This is a genomic window from Streptomyces sp. NPDC015661 (assembly GCF_043077765.1).
Lineage (GTDB): Bacteria > Actinomycetota > Actinomycetes > Streptomycetales > Streptomycetaceae > Streptomyces.
In genome coordinates, this window is sequence record NZ_JBIBST010000008.1 from 393,851 (window position 1) to 420,045 (window position 26,195).

Below are 26,195 nucleotides of genomic sequence, written 5' to 3' on the forward strand. Positions count from 1 at the left end.
TGGCGCACAATAGGGGGACGCACGGCTGAAGGGGAACATGCCATGAGCGCCGAGGACCTCGAGAAGTACGAGACCGAGATGGAGCTGAAGCTCTACCGGGAGTACCGCGACGTCGTCGGGTTGTTCAAATACGTGATCGAGACCGAGCGGCGCTTCTACCTCACCAATGACTACGAGATGCAGGTGCACTCGGTGCAGGGGGAGGTCTTCTTCGAGGTCAGCATGGCCGACGCCTGGGTCTGGGACATGTACAGGCCCGCCAGGTTCGTGAAGCAGGTCCGTGTGCTGACTTTCAAGGACGTGAACATCGAGGAGCTCAACAAGAGCGACCTCGAACTGCCCGGCAGCTGAGGCCGCTCTCGCGCCTCCCCGGCGGGTCTCACCCTCAGGGGTGAGGAGGTTCTCCACAGCCTCCCGGCGTTCCACAGCGCCGCACGCGGTCCACCGCACTCCGTCACAGTCGGTGACGGAGGTGGTACCGCATGAACAGGACCCAAGCCCTCGGACGGTACGGGGAGGAGCTGGCGACCCGCCGGCTCACCGCGACCGGCATGCACATCCTCGCCCGCAACTGGCGCTGCGGCCGGACAGGCGAGATCGACATCGTCGCCCGCGACGGCGACACCCTCGTCATCTGCGAGGTCAAGACCCGCCGCGACGGCGCCTACGAACACCCGATGGCCGCCGTCACACCCCGCAAGGCCGAGCGGCTCCGCCGCCTCGCCGCCTGCTGGCTCGACCGCAACGACACCCCGGCCCCCGCCGGCGGCGTCCGCATCGACCTCGTCGGCATCGTCCTGCCGCGCAGGGGCGCCCCCGTCCTCACCCACGCCCAGGGGGTGGCCTGATGGGATTCGCCCGCACCTGCTCCGTCGCCCTCGTCGGCGTCGAGGGCGTCGTCGTCGAGGTCCAGGCCGACCTCGAACCCGGCGTCGCCGCCTTCACCCTCGTCGGCCTCCCCGACAAGAGCCTCAGCGAGAGCCGCGACCGGGTCCGCGCCGCCGTCGTCAACTCCGGTGCCGAATGGCCCCAGAAGAAGCTGACCGTCGGCCTCAGCCCGGCATCCGTCCCGAAGGGCGGCTCGGGATTCGACCTGGCCGTGGCCGCGGCCGTGCTCGGCGCCGCCGAGCGGATCGATCCACGGGCCATCGCCGACCTCGTCCTCATCGGCGAACTCGGCCTCGACGGGCGCGTCCGGCCCGTCCGCGGCGTCCTGCCCGCCGTCCTCGCCGCCGCCGACGCCGGATACAGCCAGGTCGTCGTCCCCGAACAGACCGCCGGCGAGGCCTCGCTCGTCCCCGGGGTCTCCGTCCTCGGCGTCCGCAGCCTCCGCCAGCTGATCGCCGTCCTCACCGACGAACCCGTCCCCGACGAGGAGGCCGACCGGGAAGGCCGGCCCGACGCCATGCTCGCCGGACTGCTCGTCCCCGGCGCCGGCATCGGCACCGGACTCGCCGCCGAGCCCACCGAGGGACCCGACCTCGCCGACGTCGCCGGGCAGCACCGGGCCCGCCGCGCCCTGGAGATCGCCGCCGCAGGCAGCCACCACCTGCTGCTCTCCGGCCCGCCCGGCGCGGGGAAGACCATGCTGGCCGAGCGCCTCCCCGGCATCCTCCCGCCCCTCACCCGGCAGGAATCCCTGGAAGTCACCGCCGTCCACTCGGTCGCCGGAATCCTCCCGCCCGGCGAACCCCTCGTCCGCCGCGCGCCCTACTGCGCACCCCACCACTCCGCCACCATGCAGTCCCTCGTCGGCGGCGGGAACGGTCTGCCCAGGCCCGGCGCAGTCTCCCTGGCCCACCGCGGCGTGCTTTTCCTCGACGAAGCCCCCGAGTTCTCCGGCAAGGCACTCGACGCCCTCCGGCAGCCCCTCGAATCCGGGCGCGTCGTCATCGCCCGCGCCGCGGGAGTCGTCCGCCTCCCCGCCCGCTTCCTCCTCGCCCTCGCCGCCAACCCCTGCCCCTGCGGCCGGCACACCCTCTACGGTGCCGGCTGCGAATGCCCCGCCTCCGTCATCCGCCGTTACCAGGCACGACTCTCCGGACCCCTGCTCGACCGCGTCGACCTCCGCGTGGAGGTCGAACCCGTCACCCGCGACGACCTCCTCGGCAGGGGAGGCCGGGGCGAGACCACCGTCACCGTCGCCGCCCGGGTCCACGAAGCCCGGGCCAGGGCCGCCGCGCGCCTCGCCGACACCCCCTGGAGGGTGAACAGCGAGATCCCCGGACACGAGCTCCGCACCCGCTACCTCGCCGCGCCCGGAGCCCTCGCCACCGCCGAACGCGACGTCGAACGCGGACTGCTCACCGCCCGCGGCCTCGACCGGGTCCTCCGCGTCGCCTGGACCGTCGCCGACCTGAACGGCCACGGCCGGCCCGACAGCCAGGACATCGCCCTCGCCCTCGAACTGCGCACCGGCGTCGCCCGCGGCGTGCCCGTCGGAGCGGGGGAGCCTGCATGACCACCACACCCGTCCCCTCCGACGAGCGCCTGGCCCGCGCGACCCTCAGCCGCGCCGTCGAACCCGGCGACGAACACGCCGGCCGGTGGCTCCGCCGCTACGGCGCCACCGGCTTCCTCGACCGCCTCCTCCGCACCGGGGACGACCCCGCCCCCTTCCCCGGCACCGGAGCCGGGCGCATCACCTCGTGGCGGCAACGCGCCACCGACGCCCGCCCCGGCCACGACCTCGACACCATCCACCGACTCGGCGGCCGCTTCCTCGTCCCCGGCGACACCGAATGGCCACGTCAACTCGACGACCTCGGAGACGCCCGCCCCCTCGGCCTCTGGATCCGGGGCCCGGCCGACCTGCGCACCTGGGCCCTGCGCTCCGTCGCCCTCGTCGGCGCCCGCGCCTGCACCCCGTACGGCGCGCACACCGCCGCCGACCTCGCCGCCGGCCTCAGCCGACAGGGCTGGGTCGTCGTCTCCGGAGCCGCCTACGGCATCGACGGCGCCGCTCACCGGGGCGCCCTCGCCGCCGGCGGAGCCACCGTCGCCGTCCTCGCCTGCGGCGTCGACACCCCCTACCCCCGCGGCCACGACGGGCTCATCCGGCGCGTCGCGGAACAGGGCCTCGTCGTCGGGGAACTGCCGCCCGACAGCCACCCCACCCCCACCCGCTTCATCCTCCGCAACCGTGTCATCGCCGCCCTCACCCGGGGAACCGTCGTCGTCGAGGCCCAGCACCGCAGCGGCTCCCTCGTCACCGCCCGCGCCGCCGCCCGCCTCGGCCGCCACACCATGGGCGTCCCCGGGCCCGTCACCAGCGCACTCTCCGCAGGCGTCCACGAACTCCTGCGCGGCGACGCGACCCTCGTCACCGACGCCGACGAGATCATCGAACTCGTCGGGGACATCGGACAGCTCGCCCCGGCGCGCCGGGGACCCGTCCTGCCCCGCGACCTCCTCGCCCCCGCCACCGCACAGGTCCTCGAAGCGGTCCCCGCCCGAGGTCCCACGCCCACCACCGTCATCGCCCGTCGCGCCGGAACCACCCCCGACGACACCCTCGCCAAGCTGTACGAACTCCACTCCCTCGGCTTCCTCGAACGGCGCGGGGAGGGCTGGCAGTTGACGAACACCGCGACAGAAGCGTCGAACGCGCGGCGAGGCGGTACTTGACCTGGCGCATTCGGGTGAAAAGGTGAAGGGCGATGAACAATCGAGTTCTCTCGGCCGCACCCGAGGGGCCGACGCGCGCCACGACCCGGGTTCGAAGATGTGGCCGACGGCGTCCACCCGGAGCGGCGCGATCCGCCGATGTTCGCTCACCGCGACAGCCCACTCACGCTACGCTCACCAGGATTCCCTCCAGGACACCCGCACCGACACACCCGACAGCAGAACGGCTCAAGGCGACGCATGCCCCAGCACACCTCCGGGTCTGACCGCGCTGCGGTGCCCCCAGCAGCCCGGGGCACCGTGCGACCGCCCGCACCGACCTCGCTCGACGAGCTGTGGCGCTCGTACAAGGACACCGGCGACGAGCGGCTGCGGGAGCAGCTGATCCTGCACTACTCGCCGCTCGTCAAATACGTCGCCGGACGGGTCAGCGTGGGGCTGCCGTCCAACGTGGAACAGGCCGACTTCGTCTCCTCCGGGGTCTTCGGGCTCATCGACGCCATCGAGAAGTTCGACGTCGAGCGGGCGATCAAGTTCGAGACGTACGCCATCACCCGCATCCGCGGCGCCATGATCGACGAACTCCGCGCCCTGGACTGGATCCCGCGCTCCGTCCGCCAGAAGGCCCGCAACGTCGAGCGCGCCTACGCCACCCTCGAAGCGCAGCTCCGCCGCACGCCCTCCGAGAGCGAGGTCGCCGCGGAGATGGAGATCACGCTGGAGGAACTGCACGCGGTCTTCAGTCAGTTGTCCCTGGCGAACGTGGTCGCCCTGGAGGAGCTCCTGCACGTCGGCGGCGAGGGCGGCGACCGGCTCTCCCTCATGGACACCCTCGAGGACACCGCCGCCGACAACCCGGTCGAGGTGGCCGAGGACCGCGAGCTGCGCCGGCTGCTCGCCCGCGCCATCAACACGCTCCCCGAGCGGGAGAAGACCGTCGTCACGCTCTACTACTACGAGGGCCTGACCCTCGCCGAGATCGGCAACGTCCTCGGTGTCACCGAGAGCCGCGTCAGCCAGATCCACACCAAGTCCGTCCTCCAGCTCCGCGCCAAGCTGGCCGACGTCGGCCGCTGACCCTTGCGGGCCGGTCGTAGAGTGGAGCCGTGCCCAGGATTCGAGCGGCCTCGGTGGCCGAGCACCGGACGATGCAGCGCGGCGCCCTGCTGGACGCCGCGCGTTCCCTGCTGTCCGAGGGGGGTACGGAGGCGCTGACCTTCCCCGCCCTCGCCGAGCGCACGGGCCTCGCCCGCTCGTCGGTCTACGAGTACTTCCGGTCGCGCGCCGCCGTGGTCGAAGAGCTGTGCGCCGTCGACTTCCCCGTCTGGGCGGCCGAGGTCGAGGCCGCCATGGCCGGCGCCGAGACGCCGCGCGGCAAGGTCGAGGCGTACGTCCGCACCCAGCTGGACCTCGTCGGTGACCGGCGCCACCGGGCCGTCGTCGCCATCTCGGCGAGCGAGCTGGACGACGGCGCCCGAGAGAAGATCCGCGCGGCCCACGGCGGCCTCGTCGCCATGATCGTCGAGGCCCTCGCCGCCCTGGGCCAGCCCCAGCCCCGCCTGGGCGCGATGCTCCTCCAGGGCGTCGTCGACGCCGCCGTCCGCCGCATCGAACTCGGCGCGGCGGAGGACCCCGCGGACATCGCCGAGGCCGCGGTCACCATGGCCCTCCACGGAGTCTCCGGCCCCACGCCCTGACGGGCCCGGCCACGATGTCAGTGGCGCCCCCTACGGTCCGCCCATGCCCTTCGCCCCCCCGCAGACCTGCCCTCCGGCCGGTTCCCCGTTTCCCGAGTACGCGGCCGATCTCGTCGGGCGGGTCCGCTGGTCGTTCTGGTGGGACTAGGGGGCGCCCGGGGTGAGGGGGAGGAGCCTTGACGCGCGGTGTTGCGTAAGGGCCAGGGGGTTCAGGTACGTGTCGCCTCTCCGGAGGCCCCAGTGGAGGCAGGTCCTCGGGCAGTGGGGGTTCTCCGTGACCTCGGCGATCGGGGTGCCCGGTGCGACCCGGGTGCCCCGGGGGACCAGGGGGGTCACCGGGGTGAAGGTCGTGCGGAGCGGGGGCGTGCCCGTGCCCGGGAGGGTGAGGGTGACCGCGCCCCGGCCGCCCACCGGGCCCGCGAACGTGACCGTGCCCGCCGCCGGCGCGAGGACCGGGGTGCCCGGGGGAGCGGCGAGGTCCACGCCGCGGTGACCTGCGGCGTAGGGGCCCGGCGGCGGCTGCCAGCCGCGGAGGATCTCCGGCGGGGGCGGGCCCACCGGCCAGAGGAGGGTCAGCGTCGCGAGCAGCGTGAGCAGGTGCATGGGGGAAGGGTTTCGCGGGCGTCCGGTTCGCGGGGTGAGCGGGCGGTATCCGGGGATTACTCGCCCGTTGTGGACAGTGCCGTCACCCGGCGCTCCCGGGGTCCCGTACACTTCCTATGGCGACTCGGGTCACCGGGTCGACTTCGCACGCCCCGCCACCAGTCCCCGAGACGGGTGGCAGCGCCTTTCGGTCCTTCGTGGCACGGCGCGCCGGGGCGTCAGGAACGCAACCGAGAAAACCAAGGAGATGGCCATGGCCGTCGTCACGATGCGGGAGCTGCTGGAGAGCGGCGTCCACTTCGGTCACCAGACCCGTCGCTGGAACCCGAAGATGAAGCGCTTCATCTTCACCGAGCGCAACGGCATCTACATCATCGACCTGCTCCAGTCGCTGTCGTACATCGACCGCGCCTACGAGTTCGTCAAGGAGACCGTCGCGCACGGCGGCTCCATCATGTTCGTCGGTACGAAGAAGCAGGCCCAGGAGGCCATCGCCGAGCAGGCGACGCGTGTCGGCATGCCGTACGTCAACCAGCGTTGGCTCGGTGGCATGCTCACCAACTTCTCCACCGTCTACAAGCGTCTGCAGCGCCTCAAGGAGCTCGAGCAGATCGACTTCGAGGACGTCGCCGCCTCGGGTCTCACCAAGAAGGAGCTCCTGGTCCTCTCCCGCGAGAAGGCCAAGCTGGAGAAGACCCTCGGTGGTATCCGCGAGATGCAGAAGGTGCCCAGCGCCGTCTGGATCGTCGACACCAAGAAGGAGCACATCGCCGTCGGTGAGGCGCGCAAGCTCCACATCCCGGTCGTCGCGATCCTCGACACCAACTGTGACCCCGACGAGGTCGACTACAAGATCCCGGGCAACGACGACGCGATCCGCTCCGTCACCCTGCTCACCCGCGTGATCGCCGACGCCGTCGCCGAGGGCCTCATCGCCCGCTCCGGCGCCGCGACCGGCGACTCGAAGCCGGGCGAGAAGGCCGCCGGCGAGCCGCTCGCCGAGTGGGAGCGCGACCTGCTCGAGGGTGAGAAGAAGGCCGACGAGGCCGCCGAGGCCCCCGCCGCCGAGGCCGCCCCGGCCGAGGCCGCCGCCGAGGCTCCGGCCGCGGACGCCGAGCAGGCCTGACCCTTCAGGACCCTGAGGACCTTCGGGTGACGACGGCGGGGGCCCACGAAGCCCCCGCCGTCCACCCGTGGACCCGCCCGATCTTTCAGACTTCGAGAGAGAAACAGACTCATGGCGAACTACACCGCCGCTGACGTCAAGAAGCTCCGCGAGCTCACCGGCGCCGGCATGATGGACTGCAAGAAGGCCCTGGACGAGGCCGACGGCAACGTCGACAAGGCCGTCGAGGCGCTCCGTATCAAGGGCCAGAAGGGCGTCGCCAAGCGCGAGGGCCGCTCTGCCGAGAACGGCGCCGTGGTCTCCCTCATCGCCGACGACAACACCTCCGGCGTCCTCGTCGAGCTGAAGTGCGAGACGGACTTCGTCGCCAAGGGTGACAAGTTCCAGGCCGTCGCCGCCCAGCTGGCCGAGCACGTCGCCGCCACGGCCCCGGCCGACCTCGAGGCGCTGCTCGCCTCCGAGATCGAGGCCGGCAAGACCGTGCAGGCGTTCGTCGACGAGGCCAACGCCAACCTCGGCGAGAAGATCGTCCTCGACCGCTTCGCGCAGTACGCCGACGGCTTCGTCTTCGCGTACATGCACCGCACGATGCCGGACCTCCCGCCGCAGATCGGTGTCCTCGTCGAGTTCGACAAGGCCGACGCCGACGTCGCCAAGGGTGTCGCCCAGCACATCGCCGCCTTCGCGCCGAAGTACCTCACCAAGGAAGACATTCCGGCCGAGGTCGTCGAGTCCGAGCGTCGCATCGCCGAGGAGACCACCCGCGCCGAGGGCAAGCCCGAGGCCGCGATCGCCAAGATCGTCGAGGGTCGCGTCAACGGCTTCTTCAAGGACGCCACGCTGCTCGGCCAGCCGTACGCCCTTGACAACAAGAAGTCCGTCCAGAAGGTCCTGGACGAGGCCGGTGTCACCCTGAAGCGCTTCACCCGCATCAAGGTCGGCATCTGAGTCCGTACGCAGACGCGACGGACACCGGACCCCGGTAGGGTCTGAGGCAGTCGTCCGCGCCCGCGCAGGACGACCGCAGATCTGACGAGGAGGCCATTGCCGTACGGGATACCGCGAGGACCCAAGGCAATGGCCTCCTTCGTATGTGCACGAGGAGATCTCCATGAACCAGGGCGCCGTACAGGGCGACGACAACAACGGCAAGAAGGCCGGCCGCTACATGCTGAAGCTGTCCGGAGAAGCCTTCTCCGGCGGTACCGGCCTGGGCGTCGACCCCGATGTCGTGCACGCCATCGCGCGTGAGATCGCGGCCGTCGTCCGCGACGGCGCGGAGATCGCGGTGGTGATCGGCGGCGGCAACTTCTTCCGCGGCGCCGAGCTCCAGCAGCGCGGCATGGACCGGGCCCGCTCCGACTACATGGGCATGCTCGGCACCGTGATGAACTGCCTCGCCCTCCAGGACTTCCTGGAGAAGGAAGGCATCGACTCGCGCGTCCAGACCGCCATCACCATGGGCCAGGTCGCCGAGCCGTACATCCCGCTGCGCGCCGTGCGCCACCTGGAGAAGGGCCGTGTGGTCATCTTCGGTGCGGGCATGGGCATGCCGTACTTCTCCACGGACACCACCGCCGCCCAGCGCGCCCTGGAGATCGACGCCGAGGCCCTGCTCATGGGCAAGAACGGCGTGGACGGCGTCTACGACTCGGACCCCAAGCGCAACCCCGACGCGGTCAAGTTCGACGCCCTCGAGTACGGGGAGGTGCTGTCCCGCGACCTCAAGGTCGCCGACGCCACCGCCATCACCCTGTGCCGGGACAACAACCTCCCGATCCTCGTCTTCGAACTGCTCGCCGAGGGCAATATCGCTCGCGCGGTGAAGGGTGAGAAGATCGGCACGCTCGTGAGCGACCAGGGCACCCGGGCCTGACCCGAACCGGGGAACCGCCCCGCAAGGGGATGGACAGAGCCCTGCCGGTCGTACACCGTGCAGGACACAACGCGACGACACGCAGGAGCAAGTGGTGATCGAAGAGACCCTCCTCGAGGCCGAGGAGAAGATGGAGAAGGCCGTCGTGGTCGCCAAGGAGGACTTCGCCGCGATCCGCACCGGCCGTGCGCACCCGGCGATGTTCAACAAGATCGTGGCCGACTACTACGGTGCCATCACCCCCATCAACCAGCTGGCGTCCTTCTCCGTCCCGGAGCCGCGCATGGCCGTGGTGACGCCGTTCGACAAGAGCGCCCTGCGCAACATCGAGCAGGCGATCCGTGACTCGGACCTCGGCGTCAACCCGAGCAACGACGGCAACATCATCCGCGTGGTGTTCCCCGAGCTGACCGAGGAGCGCCGCCGGGAGTACATCAAGGTCGCCAAGGGCAAGGCCGAGGACTCGAAGATCTCGATCCGCTCGGTCCGCCGCAAGGCCAAGGAGACCATCGACAAGCTCGTCAAGGACGGCGAGGTCGGCGAGGACGAGGGCCGCCGCGCCGAGAAGGAGCTCGACGACACCACCGCGAAGTACGTCGCGCAGGTGGACGAGCTGCTCAAGCACAAGGAAGCCGAGCTGCTCGAGGTCTGATGAACGACTCTTCCTGGGGGGCCCCGGCCGGTACCGGCCGCGGGGGACCCGACCAGGGGCCCGCCCCGGCGGGTCCCGCATACGATCGGCATCAGGCGGCGCAGACTCGGCCCATGCCCATCGTGCCCGACGTTCCCGCCGGCGGATTCCAGGACGGTCACGGCCGGGGGGCCGCTCACCCGAGCGGTCCCCTGTTCCGTGACGAGACGCCGCACGAGCACCCGCAGGAGCCCATGTCCAGCCCCACCCCGCCTCCGCCGCCCGCGCCGACGGCGCCACGGCAGAAGAAGAGCGCGGGGCGCGACCTGGGCGCGGCCATAGGGGTCGGGGTCGGTCTCGGTGCCGTCATCATCGCGTCGCTGTTCATCTGGAAGCCGGCGTTCGTCGGAGTGATAGCGGTCGCCGTGGTCGTCGGCCTGTGGGAGCTCACCTCCCGCCTCCAGGAGCGCAAGGCGATCAAGGCCCCGCTGGTGCCGCTCGCGGTCGGCGGCGCGGCGATGGTCGTCGCCGGCTACGTCCGGGGCGCCGAGGGTGCCTGGGTGGCGATGGCCCTGACGGCGCTCGCGGTGCTCGTCTGGCGGATGACGGAGCCTCCCGAGGGCTACCTGAAGGACGTCACGGCGGGCGTCTTCGCCGCGTTCTACGTGCCGTTCCTGGCGACGTTCGTGGCGATGCTGCTCACCGCGGACGACGGGCCGCAGCGGGTGCTGACCTTCCTGATCCTGACCGTGGTCAGCGACACCGGGGCGTACGCGGTCGGCTGGCGCTTCGGCAAGCACAAGCTGGCCCCGCGGATCAGCCCCGGCAAGACCCGGGAGGGTCTGGTCGGCGCGGTGGCGTTCGCCATGGCGGCGGGCGCGCTGTGCATGGAGTTCATGATCGACGACGGTGCCTGGTGGCAGGGCCTGATCCTCGGTCTCGCGGTGGCGGCGAGCGCGACGCTCGGCGACCTCGGCGAGTCCATGATCAAGCGTGACCTGGGCATCAAGGACATGGGCACGCTGCTGCCGGGCCACGGCGGCATCATGGACCGCCTGGACTCACTGCTGCCGACGGCGCCGGTGGTGTGGCTGCTGCTCGCGCTGTTCGTCGGGACCGGCTGAGCCGTTCGACTCCGTTGTCCGTGGACGGGCCCGCTGCCTTCGTGGCAGCGGGCCCGTCCGCGTCTCAGGTGTTCCGCCATGTGGGGGGAAGCGGGAGGCAGCCCGGCGGTCCGTGCCCCGGCGCGGGAAGGTTGTCTCGCATGACATCTCCCACGGCACGGCCGGCCGAGCCGCCCTCCGGGGCCCTCTCGATCCTGCTGACCCTCGCGGCGGGGCAGTTCCTCATGGCGCTCGACAGCTCCGTCATGAACGTGTCGATCGCGACCGTGGCCGAGGACGTCGACACCACGATCACCGGGATCCAGGGCGCCATCACGGCGTACACGCTGGTGATGGCGATGCTCATGATCCCCGGGGGCAAGGTCGGCACGCTGATCGGCCGCAAGCGGGCCTTCATGATCGGCTGCTGCGTCTACGGCGCGGGCTCCCTCACCACCGCCCTCGCGCCGAACCTGCCGCTGCTGCTGTTCGGCTGGTCGTTCCTCGAAGGCGTCGGGGCCGCGCTCATCATGCCCGCGATCGTGGCCCTGGTGGCCGGCAACTTCCCCACGGAGCGGCGCCCCATGGCGTACGGCGTCGTCGCGGCGGCCGGAGCCGTCGCGATCGCGCTCGGGCCCCTCATCGGCGGCATCGCCACCACGTACTTCTCCTGGCGCTGGGTCTTCGCCGGCGAGGTGCTGCTGGTGCTTGTGATCCTCGTGTTCGCCCGCCGTATCGCCGACGCCGTCAGCGAGGAACGCCCGCGGGTCGACTACCTGGGCGCCCTGCTCTGCGCGGCCGGACTCGGGGTCTTCGTGTACGGCGTGCTCCGCTCCGACGAGTGGGGCTGGGTGCGGCCGAAGGCGGACGCGCCCGCCTGGCTCGGGGTGTCGCTCGTCGTGTGGCTGATGCTGGCGGGTCTCCTGCTGATCTGGCTCTTCCTGCGCTGGGAGGCCCGGCTCGTCGCCCGCCACCGGGAGCCGCTCGTCCACCCGGACATGCTGCGCAACCGGCAGCTGACCGGCGGCCTGACCATGTTCTTCTTCCAGTACCTCGTCCAGATGGGCGTCTTCTTCGTCGTCCCGCTCTATCTGTCGGTCGCGCTGGGGCTCTCCGCGCTCAGCACCGGCGCCCGGATCCTGCCCCTGTCGGTGACCCTGCTGGCCGCCGCCCTCCTGATCCCCCGGCTCTTCCCCGACGCCTCCCCGCGCCGGGTGGTACGGATCGGGGTGTTCGCGCTGCTCGCGGGCGCGATCGTGCTGATGGCCGCGCTCGACGCGGACGCCGGCGCCGAGGTCGTCACCGTGCCGCTGCTGCTCGTCGGATTCGGGATGGGCGCGCTGGCCTCCCAGCTCGGCGCCGTCACCGTGTCCGCCGTCCCGGACCGGCAGAGCGCGGAGGTCGGCGGCATCCAGAACTCCGTCACCAACCTCGGCGCCTCCATCGGCACCGCCCTCGCCGGATCGCTCATGATCGGCGTGCTCACGTCCTCGTTCCTGGCCTCCGTCGAACAGAACCCGGCGGTTCCCGCCGAGGTGAAGGAGACGGCTGCCGTGGAACTCGCGAGCGGCGTCCCCTTCCTCTCGGACGAGCAGCTCACCACCGCCCTGAACGAGGCCGGCGTCAGCCCGGAGGTGTCCGCGGCCGCGCTCGACGCGAACGCCGCCGCCCGCCTCGACGGCCTGCGCGCGGCCCTCGCGATCCTCGCCGCCGCCTCCGTCGTGTCGCTCTTCTTCACCTCCCGCATCCCCCGCACCCAGCCCGGCCGTCCCGCGCCGTGAGCCCCCACACCCTGCACGCGCAGGGACACCGGCGCGTGTCTGCGACACTGGTAGCACCATGCCGAAGCCCGGAGAACTCACTTTCGTCGCCCCCCGCGGAGCCAAGAAGCCGCCGCGGCACCTGGCCGACCTCTCGCCCGCCGAGCGGAAGGAGGCCGTCGCCGCGATCGGCGAGAAGCCGTTCCGCGCCAAGCAGCTGTCCACGCACTACTTCGCGCGGTACGCGCACGACCCCGCCGAGTGGACCGACATCCCGGCCGCCTCGCGGGAGAAGCTCGCCGGGGAGCTGCTGCCCGACCTGATGTCCGTGGTGCGGCACATCTCGTGCGACGACGACACCACCCGTAAGACCCTGTGGCGGCTGCACGACGGCACGCTCGTGGAGTCCGTGCTCATGCGCTACCCGGACCGGGTGACCATGTGCATCTCCTCGCAGGCCGGCTGCGGCATGAACTGCCCGTTCTGCGCGACCGGGCAGGCCGGGCTCGACCGGAACCTGTCGACCGCCGAGATCGTGCACCAGATCGTGGACGGCATGCGGTCCCTGCGCGACGGAGAGGTGCCCGGGGGACCGGCGCGGCTGTCCAACATCGTGTTCATGGGGATGGGCGAGCCGCTCGCCAACTACAAGCGGGTCGTCGGCGCGATCCGCCGGCTCACCGACCCGGAGCCCGACGGGCTCGGTCTCTCGCAGCGCGGCATCACCGTCTCCACCGTCGGGCTCGTGCCCGCGATGCTGCGCTTCGCCGACGAGGGCTTCAAGTGCCGCCTCGCGGTCTCGCTGCACGCCCCGGACGACGAGCTCCGCGACACCCTCGTGCCCGTCAACACGCGCTGGAAGGTGCGGGAGGTCCTCGACGCGGCCTGGGAGTACGCGGAGAAGTCCGGGCGCCGGATCTCCATCGAGTACGCCCTCATCCGGGACATCAACGACCAGGCCTGGCGCGGCGACCTGCTCGGCAGGCTGCTCAAGGGCAAGCGGGTGCACGTCAACCTGATCCCGCTGAACCCGACGCCCGGCTCGAAGTGGACGGCCTCCCGCCCGGAGGACGAGAAGGCCTTCGTCGAGGCGATCGCCCGCCACGGCGTGCCGGTGACCGTGCGGGACACCCGCGGTCAGGAGATCGACGGTGCCTGTGGACAGCTCGCGGCGGCCGAGCGCTGACCTTGTAGTCTGAGCTCGAACACATCTCCATATTCCGACAGGGGAGCGCCACAGCGCTGAGAGTGCGGTAACCGTAGACCGCAGACCCTCTGAACCTCGCCCAGGTCATTCTGGGTAGGAAGTTCGGTCGTAACTCAAGCTGTTGCGCCCTGCCCGCGCCCGGTCCGCCGGACGTGGGCAGGGCCGCGTCTCTTCCTGGTCATACCCAGGAGGAATCCAGTGAGCATCAAGAAGGCCGCCGCCGTCGCGATCGTCGCGGCGCTCGGCGTCACCAGCCTCGCCGCGTGCGGCACCGACGACGGCCAGGGCTCGGCCGGCAAGACCGACCGGCCCGCGCCGAAGACGGTGACGCTGGTGAGCCACGACTCGTTCAACGCCTCCAAGGAGGTGCTCGCCGACTTCACCAAGCAGACCGGTTTCACGGTCAAGGTGCTGAAGAGCGGCGACGCCGGCGAGGCCGTCAACAAGGAGATCCTGACCAAGGGCTCCCCGCAGGGCGACGTCTTCTTCGGCGTCGACAACACGCTGCTCTCCCGCGCCCTCGACAACGGGATCTTCGTGCCGTACGAGGCGAAGGGCCTGGACCGGATCCCGGCCGCGTACCAGCTGGACAAGGAGCACCGGGTCACCCCGATCGACTCCGGCGACATCTGCGTCAACTACGACAAGAAGTACTTCGCCGACAAGAAGCTGGCGCCGCCGCAGACCTTCGACGACCTCGCGAAGCCGGCGTACAAGGACCTGCTCGTGGTGGAGAACCCGGAGCGGTCCTCCCCGGGCCTCGGCTTCCTCCTCGGCACGGCCGCCAAGTACGGAGACGAGGGCTGGCAGGACTACTGGAAGAAGCTCAAGGCCAACGGTGTGAAGACCGTCGACAGCTGGGAGCTCGCCTACAACCAGGAGTTCTCCGGCTCGGCCGGCGGCAAGCAGGCCAAGGGCGACCGGCCGCTCGTGGTGTCGTACGCCTCCAGCCCGCCGGCCGAGGTGCTGTACGGCGAGCCGCAGCCGAAGGTCGCGCCCACCGGGGTCTCCACCGGCACCTGCTTCCGGCAGATCGAGTTCGCGGGCCTGCTGAACGGGGCGAAGAACCCCGAGGGCGGCAAGGCGCTGATCGACTTCCTGATCGCCAAGAAGTTCCAGGAGGACATGCCGCTCCAGATGTTCGTCAACCCGGTGGCGAAGGACGCGGCCCTGCCGGAGCTCTTCACCAAGCACGGCGTGGTGATCGAGAAGCCGGAGACCATGGCGCCCGAGAAGATCGCCGAGAAGCGTGACCCGTGGATCCAGCAGTGGTCGTCGCTCGTCCTGAAGTGACCCGCGACCTCAAGGGGAACGCGGCACGGCTGGGCCTCATGGCCCTGCCCGTCGCGTTCTTCGGGGTCTTCTTCGCCTGGCCCGTCGTGTCCATCGTGGACCGCGGGCTCCGGCCCGACGGCGCCTGGCGGTTCGGCCGGATCGGCGAGACTCTGGGCCGGCCGGACATCCTCGACGTGCTCGGCTTCACCGTGTGGCAGGCGCTCGCCTCCACCGGGCTCACCCTTCTGGTGGCGCTGCCCGGGGCGTACGTCTTCGCCCGCTTCGACTTCCCCGGCAAGAGCGTGCTGCGGGCGGTCGTCACGGTGCCGTTCGTGCTGCCCACCGTCCTCGTCGGCACGGCCTTCCTCGCGCTCGTCGGCCGGGGCGGGCTCACCGACGAGCTGTGGGGGCTGCGGCTCGACACCAGCGTGTGGGCGATCCTCCTCGCGCACGTCTTCTTCAACTACGCGGTCGTCGTCCGCACCGTCGGCGGCCTCTGGTCGCAGCTCGACCCGCGGCAGGAGGAGGCCGCCCGGGTCCTCGGCGCCTCGCGCTGGACGGCCTGGCGGACGGTGACACTGCCCGCGCTCGTGCCGGCGGTGGCCGCGGCCGCCCTGATGGTCTTCCTCTTCACCTTCACCTCCTTCGGCGTCGTGCAGATCCTCGGCGGGGACCAGTACTCCACCCTCGAGGCCGAGATCTACCGGCAGACCGCCCGGCTGCTCGACCTGCCGACGGCCGCCGTGCTCACGCTGGTGCAGTTCGTGGCCGTGGGCGCGATCCTCGGCGTGCACGGCTGGACGGTACGGCGGCGCGAGACCGCGCTCCGGCTCGTACCGGCCGAATCGGCCGCCCGCCGGCCGCGCGGCGCCGGGCAGTGGGCGCTGCTCGCGGGCGTCCTCGGCTCGGTGGCGCTGCTGATCCTGCTGCCGCTGGGTGTCCTCGTGGAGCGGTCCTTCGCCGGGCCGGACGGGTACGGGCTCGGCTACTACCGGGCGCTCGGCTCCCTCGACGAGTCCGGGACCTTCCTCGTCCCGCCGCTGGAGGCCATCGGGAACTCCCTGCGGTACGCGGTGGCCGCCACCGCCATCGCCGTGGCGATCGGCGGACTCGCCGCGGCGGCGCTCACCCGGCGGCGGGCCGGGCGGCTCGTGCGGGGCTTCGACGCGCTGCTCATGCTGCCGCTCGGGGTCTCCGCCGTCACCGTCGGCTTCGGCTTCCTCATCACGCTCGACGAGCCGCCGTTCGACCTGCGGGCCAGCTGGATCCTCGTCCCGCTCGCGCAGGCCCTGGTCGGCGTCCCCTTCGTCGTACGGACGATGCTGCCGGTCCTTCGCGCGGTGGACGAGCGGCTGCGGGAGGCCGCGGCCGTGCTCGGCGCCTCGCCCTGGCGGGCCTGGCGGGAGGTGGACCTGCCGCTGGTGCGGCGGGCGCTGCTCATCGCGGCCGGGTTCGCCTTCGCGGTGTCGCTCGGCGAGTTCGGCGCGACCGTCTTCATCGCCCGGCCCGAGAGCCCGACGCTGCCGGTGGCGGTGGCCCGGCTGCTCGGCCGGCCCGGCGCGCTCAATTACGGCCAGGCGATGGCCCTCTCGACGATTCTGATGGTGGTGTGCGCGGTGTCCCTGCTCCTCCTCGAGCGGCTCCGCACCGACCGGACCTCCGGGGAGTTCTGATGCTTTCGATCGAGGCCGCGACCGTACGGTTCGGGGAGCGGGCCGTGCTCGACGCCGTGGACCTGGAGGTCGCCGAGCACGAGATCGTGTGCGTGCTCGGCCCCAGCGGCAGCGGCAAGTCCACGATGCTGCGGTCCGTCGCCGGGCTCCAGGCGCTCGACGGGGGCCGGGTGCTGCTCGGCGGCGCCGACCAGGCGGGGGTGCCGGTGCACCGGCGGGGCGTCGGCCTGATGTTCCAGGACCACCAGCTGTTCCCGCAGCGGGACGTCGGCGGCAACGTCGCCTTCGGCCTCCGCATGCGGGGCGCCCGGAAGGCCGAGCAGGCGGAGCGGGTGCGGGAGCTGCTCGACCTCGTCGGCCTGCCGGGGGCCGAGCGGCGGTCCGTCGCCGCGCTCTCCGGCGGCGAGCAGCAGCGGGTGGCGCTCGCCCGTGCCCTGGCCCCCCGGCCCCGGCTCCTCATGCTGGACGAACCGCTCGGCCAGCTCGACCGGGGGCTGCGGGAGCGGCTCGTCGTCGAGCTGCGGCAGCTCTTCGGGCGGCTCGGGACGACCGTCCTCGCCGTCACCCACGACCAGGGCGAGGCCTTCGCGCTCGCCGACCGGGTCGTGGTCATGCGGGACGGGCGGATCGCCCAGTCGGGGACGCCGGTCGACGTGTGGCGGCGGCCCGCGTCGGAGTTCGTGGCGCGGTTCCTGGGCTTCGACAACGTGGTGGCGGCGCGGGTCACGGGCGGCGCCGCGGAGACCGTGTGGGGGAAGATCCCGGTGCCGGACGGCTCGCCGGAGGGGGAGCGGCGGCTCCTCGTCCGCCCGGGTGGCGTACGGCTCGTGGAGCAGCGTCCGGTCTGGACGGTGGAGTCGCGGACCTTCCGCGGCAGCCAGGTCCTCGTACGGCTCCGCCCGGCCGAGGGTCCCGCCCTGGAGGCCGAGCTGCCCGTCCGGGAGGCGCCGGAGGAGGGCGCCGGGGTGGGCGTGGAGTTCCGGGTGGAGGACGTGGTGGTGCTGGGGGACGACATGCCGTAGGGGATGCGATGAGTTTTCCCGGCCGGGGGAGTCTCCTGTTCGTACGACGTCCCACTGTCGACCACGCGGGAGGAACAGCCATGGGCCAGTTGCTCAGGGTGCAGAACTTCATGGTCTCGTCCGACGGATTCGGTACGGGGGAGGGCCAGAGCCTGGAACGGCCCTTCGGGCACGCGGATCCCGGCGAGCTGTTCTCGTGGGCGGGGGCCACGGCGAGCTGGCCGAACCGCACCGACCCCGGGGGCAGCCGGGGCCTCGACGACTACTTCACCCGGGACTTCGCCCGGAACATCGGCGCCGAGATCATGGGCCGCAACAAGTTCGGGCCCCAGCGCGGGCCCTGGGAGAACGAGGAGTGGAAGGGCTGGTGGGGCGACGAGCCGCCGTTCCACACGCCGGTGTTCGTCCTGACCCACCACCCGCGCCCGTCGTTCACGCTCTCCGACACCACGTTCCACTTCATCGACGCGGACCCGGCGGCGGCGCTCGGGACGGCGAAGGAGGCGGCCCGGGGGAAGGACGTCCGCCTGGGTGGCGGGGCCACCACGATCCGGGAGTTCCTCGACGCCGATCTCGTCGACACCCTGCACATCGCGGTGTCGCCGGTGAAGCTCGGGGCGGGGGTGAAGCTCTGGGACTCGCCCGACGAGCTGCTCGACCGCTACCACCGCGATGTCGTGCCCAGCCCGGGCGGTACCGTCACGCACCACCTCTACTGGCGGAAGTGAGCGGCTGGCAGCGCCCGCAGGCCGTACGGGTCGCCCGCTGGTACGCGCGGGTGGCCCGGCCGAGCGCGAGCCCGTAGCCGCAGAAGCCTCCGTAGGCGACGGCGACGACCCAGGGGGCGTGGTCCGCGATGCCCGTGTCGATCACGCCCGTCCAGGCCAGCAGGCCGAACGCGGCCAGGAACGCGCCGAACGGGGCGAGCGCGCCCGCCCCGGCCCAGCCGAGCGCGAGCAGCGGCAGCCGGGGCAGCCGCCGGCCCCACGGACGGGTCAGCGCGAGCGCGAGGGCCATGCCGACGAGGGCCAGGACGGCGGTGACGTCGACCCCGTGGTCGTACAGCCAGAGCCCCAGGTCGCTGGTGTACTCGGGGTCGGCGCCGGGACGGCCGACGCCCGTGTAGCCGGGGGTGACGCCCAGGGCCCAGGCGATCTTGAGGGCCGTGTACGGGACGAGGGCGGCGACGGCGACGAGTCCGGCGCGGGTGGTGTGCCGCCCGCCGGCGGCGGCGTGGCCGCGCCCGCCGCAGTGCGGGCACGTGCCGAGCGCCCGGCGGCGGTGCGCGAGCGCCGCGCGGCCCCAGAGCACCGCGCCGAGGACGGCGAGCGACTGGTTCACCAGGACGGCCCAGTCGACCGGTTCCTGGTTCCGGGACAGGAAGAACAGCAGATGGGTGGGGCTGAGGAGGGCGGGGAAGCCGGAGGTCAGGCAGAGTGCGACGACCGCCCAGGCCGCCGTCGACAGCCAGGGGACGCCGGGGCGGCGGAGCAGCGCGTACGCGAGGACGGCGGCGGCCCCGTACAGCAGCGCCGCGCCGGTCTCCGCCCCCGTCCCGGTGCCCTTGGCCAGCAGCGCGTAGCCGAAGGCGGGGCCCGTGAGGGCGGCGAGCGCCGCGCCCGCCGCGTACAGCAGCGACCAGACGAGCGCGGCACGGCCGGCCCAGGACGGCCACGCGGCCAGGAGCCTCTTCGGTGTCAGGGCCGGAGTCGGTGTCACGGCCGGGATCGGTGTCATGGCCCGAGCGTCCCGCCGCCGGCGCCCGCTCGCGTCGGCCCCCGGTCGCCACCGCCTCCGCCGCACGGCGGAGCCGGGCTACGCTCCGAGTCGCTCCAGGGCCGTCGGGGCCTCGTCGATCGAGTCGACCAGGGCGATCCGGGCCGCCATCGGGCGGTCGGTGGCCAGGGACTCCAGGAGGGGCCAGGCCGGGAGGTGGGTGGTCCAGTGGGTGCGGTTCACCAGGACCATCGGGGTCGGGGTGCCCCGGGAGCCGTAGTAGTTCGGGGTCGCGTTGTCGAAGATCTCCTGGACCGTGCCCGCCGCGCCCGGCAGGAAGACGATGCCCGCCGTCGAACGGGCGAGCAGGCCGTCCTCCCGGGTGGCGTTCGCGAAGTACTTGGCGATGTGCGCGGCGAAGGGGTTCGGCGGCTCGTGGCCGTAGAACCAGGTGGGGATCCCGACCGAGTCCCCGCCGTGCGGCCACAGGGCCCGTACCGCGAAGGCGGCGCGCGCCCAGTCCGTCACCGACGGGGCGAAGGACGGGGCCTTGGCGAGGAGGGCGAGGGACTCGTGGAGGGCCTCGTCCTCGTGGGGCGCCAGGTAGGCGCCGAGGTTCGCGGCCTCCATCGCGCCCGGTCCGCCGCCGGTCGCCACGGTCAGCCCGGTGCGGGCCAGGGTCCTGCCGAGCCGGGCCGCCCCCGCGTACGCCTCGGTGCCCCGGCCCATCGCGTGCCCGCCCATGACGCCGACGACCCTGGCCCCGTCGAGGTGTTCGTCGAGGGCGTCGGAGACGGCGTCGTCGTGGAGGGAGCGGAGCATCGAGGAGAAGATGTCGCCGTCGGACCTGGTCCGGAGGAACCACGCGTACGCGCGGAAGTCGGGCGTCGCCTCGTACCCGGTCTCGGCGATCCCCTCGAAGAGTTCCCCGGGGGTGTAGAGCCTGGCCCGGTACGGGTCGAAGGGCAGTTCGGGGACGGGCGGGAAGACGAGGGCCCCGTCGGCGCGGACCTTGGCGGCGGCCTCCGGCTCCATGGGGCAGCCGAGGAAGACCGCGTCGGCGGTGACGGCGGTGAGCAGGGCGAAGGTCCGGTCGGTGAGGTCGATCGACTGGATCCGTTGTCCGGCGAGCGAGCCGGGGCGGGCGAGCGCCGCGTCGAACTCGGCGAGGGTGTGGATCTCGCGTCCGTGCCCGCGCGGTCCGGGCGGGCGGTGTGCCGGGGGAAGCGTCGCCATGGGCCCACGATAGGGGCCGCCGTCCCGGGCGGCCCCTCGTGGCGGCGGCTCAGCCCGCCAGTGGCAGCGCCGCCAGTTCCGCGACCGCCCAGGTCAGCGGTGCGAAGACGGCGAACAGGGCGCCCGCGCGCAGCAGGGCCGCGGTGCGCAGGACCGTGGGCGGGGCGCCGATGCGGAGGAGGGCCTCGGTGGTGTGGGCCCGGCCCTGTCGGGACTCCAGCGCGGCGGTCAGGAGGCTGGCGGTGGTGCAGGCCAGGATCAGGGCCGCGCCGAGGCCGGTGAGCGGGCCGAAGGTGTCGGCGCCGGTGTCCGCGGCGTACAGCGTGGCCGCCGCGAGGGTGCCGGAGATCACCGCGCTGACCACGCCGAGGGGGCGGCCGATGCGGCGGGACTCGTCCATCAGGACGCGGCCCGCGAGCAGCCGGGTGGCGCCCGGCCGGACGGCCTGGAGGAGCCGGCCGCAGCCGAACGCGAGGCCCGGGCCCGCCATGGCGAGGCCCACGGCGGTGAGGACCCAGCCGGCGAGGACGCCCGCCGGGTTGCCGTCGAAGCCGCCCGGCAGCGGGAGGCCGCTCCGGGAGTCGCTCTGGCCCGCGTACGTCTCGATCGCCAGGCCGACCGCCACCAGGGCGGTTCCCCAGGGCAGCCCGGACGGCATCGTCTTCTCGGCGCCCTCGGGCGCCGCGGGCGCGGTGCGGGGGCGCAGGGCGAGGCCCGCCGCCGTGGCGGCGACGACGGGCAGGACGGCGAGCAGGGTGAGGGCGGCGGCGAGCGGGATCGGCTGGTCGGCGGCGAGGAGCTCGGCGGCGGCCCCGTCGAAGGGCAGCCCGGTGATGTCGCCGCGCAGGTGCAGGTAGAACAGGAGCGCGACCACGGAGCCGAGCGTGCAGGCGACGGCCGTCGAGGCGGCGGCGATCGCGGTGAGCCGGGCGGGTCCGAGGCCGACGGCGGAGAGTCCGGGGCGCGGCCGGGTGCTGGGGTCGGTGCGGGCCACCGCGACGGCGAGCTGGACGGTGGCGGCGAGCGGGAGGGCGCACCAGAGGAGCCGCAGCACCGAGGCGGAGGACCGGTCCGGGTGGCCGACGGCGTATCCGAGGGTGCACAGCAGGAGGAAGCCCACCCCCGCGGCGGCGGCGGCGACGAGCAGCCGGCGCGTCAGGACGAGGGGGTGGGTCCCGCGGGCTAGACGGAGAGCGAGCACGCGGCGACGCCCTCCGCCCCTGACACCGGGGGTACGGCGCCGACCCGGCGTCCGTCGAGCAGGGTGACGGTGCGGTCTGCCAGCGCGGCGACCTCGCCGTCGTGGGTGGCGAGGAGCACGGTGATGCCGTGCGAGCGGGCTGCGGCCGTGAGGGTGCGCAGGACCTGCGCGCCGTCGGCCCGGTGCAGGGTGGCGGTGGGTTCGTCGGCGAAGAGGACCGACGGGGTGGTGACCAGGGCGCGGGCGATCGCGATGCGCTGGCGCTGGGAGTGGGTGAGGGCGTGCGGCCGTTGGCGGGCGCAGCCGCCGATGTCGAGCCGCTCCAGCCACTCGGTGGCGGCGGTCTTCGCGGCCCGGTGGGAGGTCCCGCGGAGCAGCAGGGGCAGGGCGGTGTTCTCCCAGCCGGTGAGCTCGGGGACGAGGCCGGGCTCGGGGTCGATCCAGCCGAAGCGGTCGCGGCGGAGCCGTTCGCGCTGGGCGGGGCCCAGGGTGTGCACGGGGCCGCTGTTGAACCAGACCTCGCCCTGCTGGGCGACGAGCTGGCCGGAGAGGCAGCGCAGGAGGGTGGTCTTGCCGCTGCCGCGCGGGCCGACGACGGCGAGGATCTCGCCTTCGCGGACGCCGAGGGAGACGCCGCTGAGGGCGTCCGAACCGCCCAGGGCGCAGTGCAGGGAACGCGCCCAGAGCACGTCGTTGTCCGGTGGGGCCATCGCGTACACCTCGATGTCGGATCCGATACTCGCCTTCCCCCGTCCGGGGGAACGAAGGGACGGGCCTGTCGGTCACTCGGCACCGTAAGGATTCAGATCCGGTTGTACGGACAGCACACGGCCCGGGCAGCCGCCATCCACTCGGATGGCGGCATACCCGGGCCGTGGGGGTCACGCCGTGAGGGCGGCGTGATGCTGGGGGACCTTTAGAGCTTGGTCCACGCCTCGGTGAGCACGTTCCGCAGGATTCCCTCGATCTCGTCGAAGGTGCCCTGGTCGGCGATCAGCGGCGGGGCCAGCTGGATGACCGGGTCGCCACGGTCGTCGGCGCGGCAGTACAGGCCGTTGTCGAACAGCGCCTTGGACAGGAAGCCGTAGAGGACGCGCTCGGTCTCCTCGTCCGTGAAGGACTCCTTGGTGACCTTGTCCTTGACGAGCTCGATGCCGTAGAAGAAGCCGTTGCCGCGGACGTCGCCGACGATCGGGAGGTCGTGCAGCTTCTTCAGGGTGTTGAAGAAGTTGCCCTCCTGGTCCAGCACGTGCTGGTTCAGGCCTTCCTTGTCGAAGATGTCGAGGTTGGCGATCGCGACCGCCGACGACACCGGGTGGCCACCGAAGGTGTAGCCGTGCAGGAAGGTGTTGTCGCCCTTGTAGAACGGCTCGGCGATGCGGTCCGAGACGATGCAGGCACCGATCGGGGAGTAGCCCGAGGTCATGCCCTTGGCGCAGGTGATCATGTCCGGCACGTAGCCGAACTTGTCACAGGCGAACATCGTGCCGAGGCGGCCGAAGGCGCAGATCGTCTCGTCGGAGACGAGCAGCACGTCGTACTGGTCGCAGATCTCGCGGACGCGCTGGAAGTAGCCGGGCGGCGGCGGGAAGCAGCCACCGGCGTTCTGCACGGGCTCGAGGAAGACGGCCGCGACGGTCTCGGGGCCCTCGAAGAGGATCTGCTGCTCGATCTGGTCGGCGGCCCAGCGGCCGAAGGCCTCGGGGTCGTCGCCGTGGATCGGGGCGCGGTAGATGTTGGTGTTCGGCACCTTGTGCGCGCCGGGGACCAGCGGCTCGAAGGGGGCCTTCAGGGCCGGCAGGCCGGTGATGGACAGGGCGCCCTGCGGGGTGCCGTGGTAGGCGACCGCACGCGAGATGACCTTGTACTTGGTGTGCTTGCCCTGCAGCTTGAAGTACTGCTTGGCGAGCTTCCACGCGGTCTCGACGGCCTCGCCGCCACCGGTGGTGAAGAAGACCTTGTTGAGGTCGCCGGGGGCGTAGTCGGCGAGGCGCTCGGCGAGCTCCACGGCCTTGGGGTGCGCGTACGACCACACGGGGAAGAACGCGAGCTCCTGGGCCTGCTTGTACGCGACCTCGGCGAGTTCCTGGCGGCCGTGTCCGGCGTTGACCACGAAGAGACCCGCGAGACCGTCGAGGTAGCGCTTGCCCTTGTCGTCGAAGATGTAGGTGCCCTCACCACGCACGATGGTGGGGACGGGGTTGTTCTCGTAGGACGACATGCGGGTGAAGTGCATCCACAGGTGGTCGTACGCGGTCTTGGACAGGTCCTGGGTCACGGTTATCGAGTTCCCCACATATAGGTCTGCTTCTTGAGCTTGAGGTAGACGAAGCTCTCGGTGGAGCGAACGCCGGGGAGGGTGCGGATGCGCTTGTTGATCACATCCAGCAGGTGATCGTCGTCCTCGCAGACGATCTCCACCATCAGGTCGAAGGAGCCCGCGGTCATCACCACGTACTCGCACTCGGCCATGGCCGTCAGGGCTTCCGCGACCGGATCCAGGTCACCCTCGACGTTGATGCCGACCATCGCCTGCCGCCGGAATCCCACGGTGAGCGGGTCGGTGACGGCGACGATCTGCATGACGCCCTGGTCGAGGAGCTTCTGGACGCGCTGCCTCACGGCTGCTTCGGAGAGGCCCACGGCCTTTCCGATCGCCGCGTAGGGGCGGCGCCCGTCCTGCTGGAGCTGCTCGATGATCGCCAGGGAGACGGCATCGATCGTCGGGGACGAACCGGTTCCGGTTCTTGGGTCTGTGCTTCGACTGGCCACGACTTCACTGTGCACCGAGATGGGCAGTCATGCAAGCCCGGAGCGATGAAATTCGTTGTGAGAAGCTCAGGATCTTGCTGAATCCGAAGTTGCGAGGGGGCGGGGCTGTTGAAAGCGTCTGTCGAGCGATTAGGCTGAGGTGTCTCGCCCACCGGGACCCCGCACAAGGACGTGCGAAGACAGAACGTGACAGGAGGGGTGGCAAGTGACCACCGAGCTGCGCCGGCTGCGTAACTACATCAACGGGGAGTTCCGCGACGCGGCAGACGGCCGCACCATCGAGGTGACCAACCCGGCCACCGGCGAGGTGTACGCCACCTCCCCGCTCTCCGGGCAGGCCGACGTCGACGCCGCCATGGAGGCCGCCGCGGCCGCCTTCCCCGCCTGGCGCGACAGCACGCCGTCCGAGCGCCAGAAGGTGCTCCTCAAGATCGCCGACGCGTTCGAGGAGCGCGCCGAGGACCTCATCGCCGCCGAGGTGCTGAACACCGGCAAGCCGACCGCCCTCGTCGCGAGCGAGGAGGTCCCGCCGATGGTGGACCAGATCCGCTTCTTCGCGGGTGCCGCCCGGATGCTCGAGGGCCGCTCGGCCGGCGAGTACATGGAGGGCATGACCTCCATCATCCGCCGCGAGCCGGTCGGCGTCTGCGCGCAGGTCGCGCCGTGGAACTACCCGATGATGATGGCCGTGTGGAAGTTCGCCCCGGCCCTCGCCGCGGGCAACACCGTCGTCCTCAAGCCCTCGGACACGACCCCCGCGTCGACCGTCCTGATGGCCGAGATCATCGGGCAGATCGTCCCCAAGGGCGTCTTCAACGTCGTCTGCGGCGACCGCGAGACCGGCAAGGCGATGGTCGAGCACCCGACCCCGGCGATGGCGTCCATCACCGGTTCGGTCCGCGCCGGCATGCAGGTCGCCGAGTCGGCGGCCAAGGACGTCAAGCGCGTCCACCTGGAGCTGGGCGGCAAGGCCCCGGTCGTCGTCTTCGAGGACACCGACATCGAGGCCGCCGTCGGCGACATCTCGGTCGCGGGCTTCTTCAACGCCGGCCAGGACTGCACGGCCGCGACCCGTGTCCTCGTGCACGAGTCCATCCACGACGAGTTCGTCGCCGCCCTCGCCAAGGCCGCAGCCGAGACGAAGACCGGTCAGCCGGACGACGAGGACGTGCTGTACGGCCCGCTCAACAACGCCAACCAGCTGAAGCAGGTCGCCGGCTTCATCGAGCGCCTCCCGGCCCACGCCAAGGTCGAGGCCGGCGGTCACCGCGTCGGCGACAAGGGCTACTTCTACGCCCCGACCGTCGTCTCCGGCCTCAAGCAGGACGACGAGATCGTCCAGAACGAGGTCTTCGGCCCGGTCATCACCGTCCAGTCCTTCACGGACGAGGCCCAGGCCCTGGAGTTCGCGAACGGCGTCGAGTACGCCCTCGCCTCCTCCGTCTGGACCAAGGACCACGCGCGCGCGATGCGCATGTCCAAGGCCCTCGACTTCGGCTGCGTGTGGATCAACACCCACATCCCGCTCGTCGCCGAGATGCCCCACGGCGGCTACAAGAAGTCCGGCTACGGCAAGGACCTCTCCGCCTACGGCTTCGAGGACTACACGCGCATCAAGCACGTCATGACCTCCCTGGGCTGATCTCCTCAGGACCCCCGCGCGGCCCCGG

25 protein-coding genes and 1 riboswitch are annotated in these 26,195 nt (G+C 71.9%); of the genes, 18 read left to right on the forward strand and 7 right to left on the reverse strand.

Annotated elements, in window-relative coordinates:
- The first annotated feature begins 42 nt into the window (after positions 1-42).
- The 6 genes from ACF07V_RS23760 to ACF07V_RS23785 all read left to right on the forward strand — a co-directional run bounded on the left by ACF07V_RS23760 (position 43) and on the right by ACF07V_RS23785 (position 5,324).
- On the forward strand, positions 43-351 hold the full coding sequence (locus ACF07V_RS23760; protein WP_005311352.1) for a DUF2469 domain-containing protein: 309 nt from the start codon (positions 43-45) through the stop codon (positions 349-351).
- 131 nt (positions 352-482) lie between these two features.
- Positions 483-848, forward strand: a complete 366-nt coding sequence (locus ACF07V_RS23765; protein ID WP_392156908.1) for a YraN family protein — start codon at positions 483-485, stop codon at positions 846-848.
- On the forward strand, positions 848-2,461 hold the full coding sequence (locus ACF07V_RS23770) for a YifB family Mg chelatase-like AAA ATPase (protein ID WP_392156910.1): 1,614 nt from the start codon (positions 848-850) through the stop codon (positions 2,459-2,461). The genes ACF07V_RS23765 and ACF07V_RS23770 overlap by 1 nt, the downstream gene beginning before the upstream one ends.
- The gene (gene dprA / locus ACF07V_RS23775; protein WP_392156912.1) at positions 2,458-3,627 is read left to right on the forward strand and encodes a DNA-processing protein DprA; all 1,170 of its coding nucleotides are present in this window, start codon (positions 2,458-2,460) and stop codon (positions 3,625-3,627) included. The genes ACF07V_RS23770 and dprA overlap by 4 nt, the downstream gene beginning before the upstream one ends.
- Before the next feature lie 240 nt (positions 3,628-3,867).
- On the forward strand, positions 3,868-4,704 hold the full coding sequence (whiG, locus tag ACF07V_RS23780; RefSeq protein WP_392156914.1) for an RNA polymerase sigma factor WhiG: 837 nt from the start codon (positions 3,868-3,870) through the stop codon (positions 4,702-4,704).
- Between the two features lie 53 nt (positions 4,705-4,757).
- The gene (locus ACF07V_RS23785; RefSeq protein ID WP_392157067.1) at positions 4,758-5,324 is read left to right on the forward strand and encodes a TetR/AcrR family transcriptional regulator; all 567 of its coding nucleotides are present in this window, start codon (positions 4,758-4,760) and stop codon (positions 5,322-5,324) included.
- Positions 5,325-5,468: 144 nt separating this feature from the next.
- Here the strand turns inward: ACF07V_RS23785 and ACF07V_RS23790 are convergent, their stop codons facing one another.
- Positions 5,469-5,927, reverse strand: coding sequence for a murein hydrolase activator EnvC family protein (locus tag ACF07V_RS23790; RefSeq protein WP_392156916.1), 459 nt, complete (start codon positions 5,925-5,927; stop codon positions 5,469-5,471).
- Positions 5,928-6,180: 253 nt separating this feature from the next.
- Between ACF07V_RS23790 and rpsB the strand changes: the two genes are divergently transcribed.
- The 11 genes from rpsB to ACF07V_RS23845 all read left to right on the forward strand — a co-directional run bounded on the left by rpsB (position 6,181) and on the right by ACF07V_RS23845 (position 18,328).
- Entirely contained in the window at positions 6,181-7,053 is an 873-nt protein-coding gene (rpsB, locus tag ACF07V_RS23795; protein ID WP_351189634.1) for a 30S ribosomal protein S2, read from the forward strand.
- Positions 7,054-7,164: 111 nt separating this feature from the next.
- Complete coding sequence (gene tsf / locus ACF07V_RS23800; RefSeq protein WP_017235922.1) at positions 7,165-8,001, forward strand: translation elongation factor Ts; 837 nt, start codon at positions 7,165-7,167, stop codon at positions 7,999-8,001.
- Between the two features lie 163 nt (positions 8,002-8,164).
- Positions 8,165-8,929: a UMP kinase gene (gene pyrH / locus ACF07V_RS23805; protein WP_392156919.1), complete on the forward strand. Its 765-nt coding sequence runs from the start codon at positions 8,165-8,167 to the stop codon at positions 8,927-8,929.
- Between the two features lie 94 nt (positions 8,930-9,023).
- Positions 9,024-9,581 (forward strand): ribosome recycling factor, encoded by a 558-nt coding sequence (gene frr, locus ACF07V_RS23810; protein WP_026057589.1) that lies wholly within the window; start codon positions 9,024-9,026, stop codon positions 9,579-9,581.
- Positions 9,581-10,684, forward strand: coding sequence for a phosphatidate cytidylyltransferase (locus ACF07V_RS23815; protein WP_392156921.1), 1,104 nt, complete (start codon positions 9,581-9,583; stop codon positions 10,682-10,684). Before frr ends, ACF07V_RS23815 begins: the two co-directional genes overlap by 1 nt.
- 140 nt (positions 10,685-10,824) lie before the next feature.
- Positions 10,825-12,444 carry an MFS transporter gene (locus ACF07V_RS23820; RefSeq protein WP_392156922.1) on the forward strand — a complete coding sequence of 540 codons (1,620 nt, stop codon included), beginning with the start codon at positions 10,825-10,827 and terminating at the stop codon, positions 12,442-12,444.
- Positions 12,445-12,502: 58 nt separating this feature from the next.
- Complete coding sequence (gene rlmN / locus ACF07V_RS23825; RefSeq protein WP_033204794.1) at positions 12,503-13,609, forward strand: 23S rRNA (adenine(2503)-C(2))-methyltransferase RlmN; 1,107 nt, start codon at positions 12,503-12,505, stop codon at positions 13,607-13,609.
- 29 nt (positions 13,610-13,638) lie between these two features.
- Positions 13,639-13,748: riboswitch (TPP riboswitch) on the forward strand.
- 80 nt (positions 13,749-13,828) lie between these two features.
- A complete protein-coding gene (locus ACF07V_RS23830) occupies positions 13,829-14,923 on the forward strand; it encodes a thiamine ABC transporter substrate binding subunit (RefSeq protein ID WP_392156924.1) in 1,095 nt (364 codons plus the stop codon).
- Positions 14,924-14,961: 38 nt separating this feature from the next.
- Positions 14,962-16,578, forward strand: a complete 1,617-nt coding sequence (locus tag ACF07V_RS23835; RefSeq protein WP_392157069.1) for an ABC transporter permease — start codon at positions 14,962-14,964, stop codon at positions 16,576-16,578.
- Entirely contained in the window at positions 16,578-17,600 is a 1,023-nt protein-coding gene (locus ACF07V_RS23840) for an ABC transporter ATP-binding protein (RefSeq protein ID WP_392156926.1), read from the forward strand. Before ACF07V_RS23835 ends, ACF07V_RS23840 begins: the two co-directional genes overlap by 1 nt.
- 80 nt (positions 17,601-17,680) lie before the next feature.
- Positions 17,681-18,328, forward strand: a complete 648-nt coding sequence (locus ACF07V_RS23845) for a dihydrofolate reductase family protein (protein ID WP_392156927.1) — start codon at positions 17,681-17,683, stop codon at positions 18,326-18,328.
- Here the strand turns inward: ACF07V_RS23845 and ACF07V_RS23850 are convergent.
- From ACF07V_RS23850 to ACF07V_RS23875, 6 genes are all read right to left on the reverse strand, one after another.
- Positions 18,300-19,337 carry a hypothetical protein gene (locus ACF07V_RS23850; RefSeq protein WP_392156929.1) on the reverse strand — a complete coding sequence of 346 codons (1,038 nt, stop codon included), beginning with the start codon at positions 19,335-19,337 and terminating at the stop codon, positions 18,300-18,302. The genes ACF07V_RS23845 and ACF07V_RS23850 overlap by 29 nt on opposite strands.
- A gap of 78 nt (positions 19,338-19,415) precedes the next feature.
- Positions 19,416-20,552: an LOG family protein gene (locus tag ACF07V_RS23855; RefSeq protein WP_392156931.1), complete on the reverse strand. Its 1,137-nt coding sequence runs from the start codon at positions 20,550-20,552 to the stop codon at positions 19,416-19,418.
- Between the two features lie 49 nt (positions 20,553-20,601).
- Positions 20,602-21,753: a hypothetical protein gene (locus ACF07V_RS23860; RefSeq protein ID WP_392156933.1), complete on the reverse strand. Its 1,152-nt coding sequence runs from the start codon at positions 21,751-21,753 to the stop codon at positions 20,602-20,604.
- Positions 21,735-22,463, reverse strand: a complete 729-nt coding sequence (locus ACF07V_RS23865; RefSeq protein WP_392156934.1) for an ABC transporter ATP-binding protein — start codon at positions 22,461-22,463, stop codon at positions 21,735-21,737. The genes ACF07V_RS23860 and ACF07V_RS23865 overlap by 19 nt, the downstream gene beginning before the upstream one ends.
- 206 nt (positions 22,464-22,669) lie before the next feature.
- Positions 22,670-24,049, reverse strand: a complete 1,380-nt coding sequence (locus ACF07V_RS23870) for an aspartate aminotransferase family protein (RefSeq protein WP_392156935.1) — start codon at positions 24,047-24,049, stop codon at positions 22,670-22,672.
- The gene (locus ACF07V_RS23875) at positions 24,034-24,525 is read right to left on the reverse strand and encodes an Lrp/AsnC family transcriptional regulator (protein ID WP_329850608.1); all 492 of its coding nucleotides are present in this window, start codon (positions 24,523-24,525) and stop codon (positions 24,034-24,036) included. Before ACF07V_RS23875 ends, ACF07V_RS23870 begins: the two co-directional genes overlap by 16 nt.
- Positions 24,526-24,730: 205 nt before the next feature.
- Here ACF07V_RS23875 and ACF07V_RS23880 point away from each other — a divergent pair, with 205 nt between their 5' ends.
- Positions 24,731-26,167 (forward strand): gamma-aminobutyraldehyde dehydrogenase, encoded by a 1,437-nt coding sequence (locus tag ACF07V_RS23880; protein ID WP_392156937.1) that lies wholly within the window; start codon positions 24,731-24,733, stop codon positions 26,165-26,167.
- Positions 26,168-26,195: the final 28 nt, after the last annotated feature.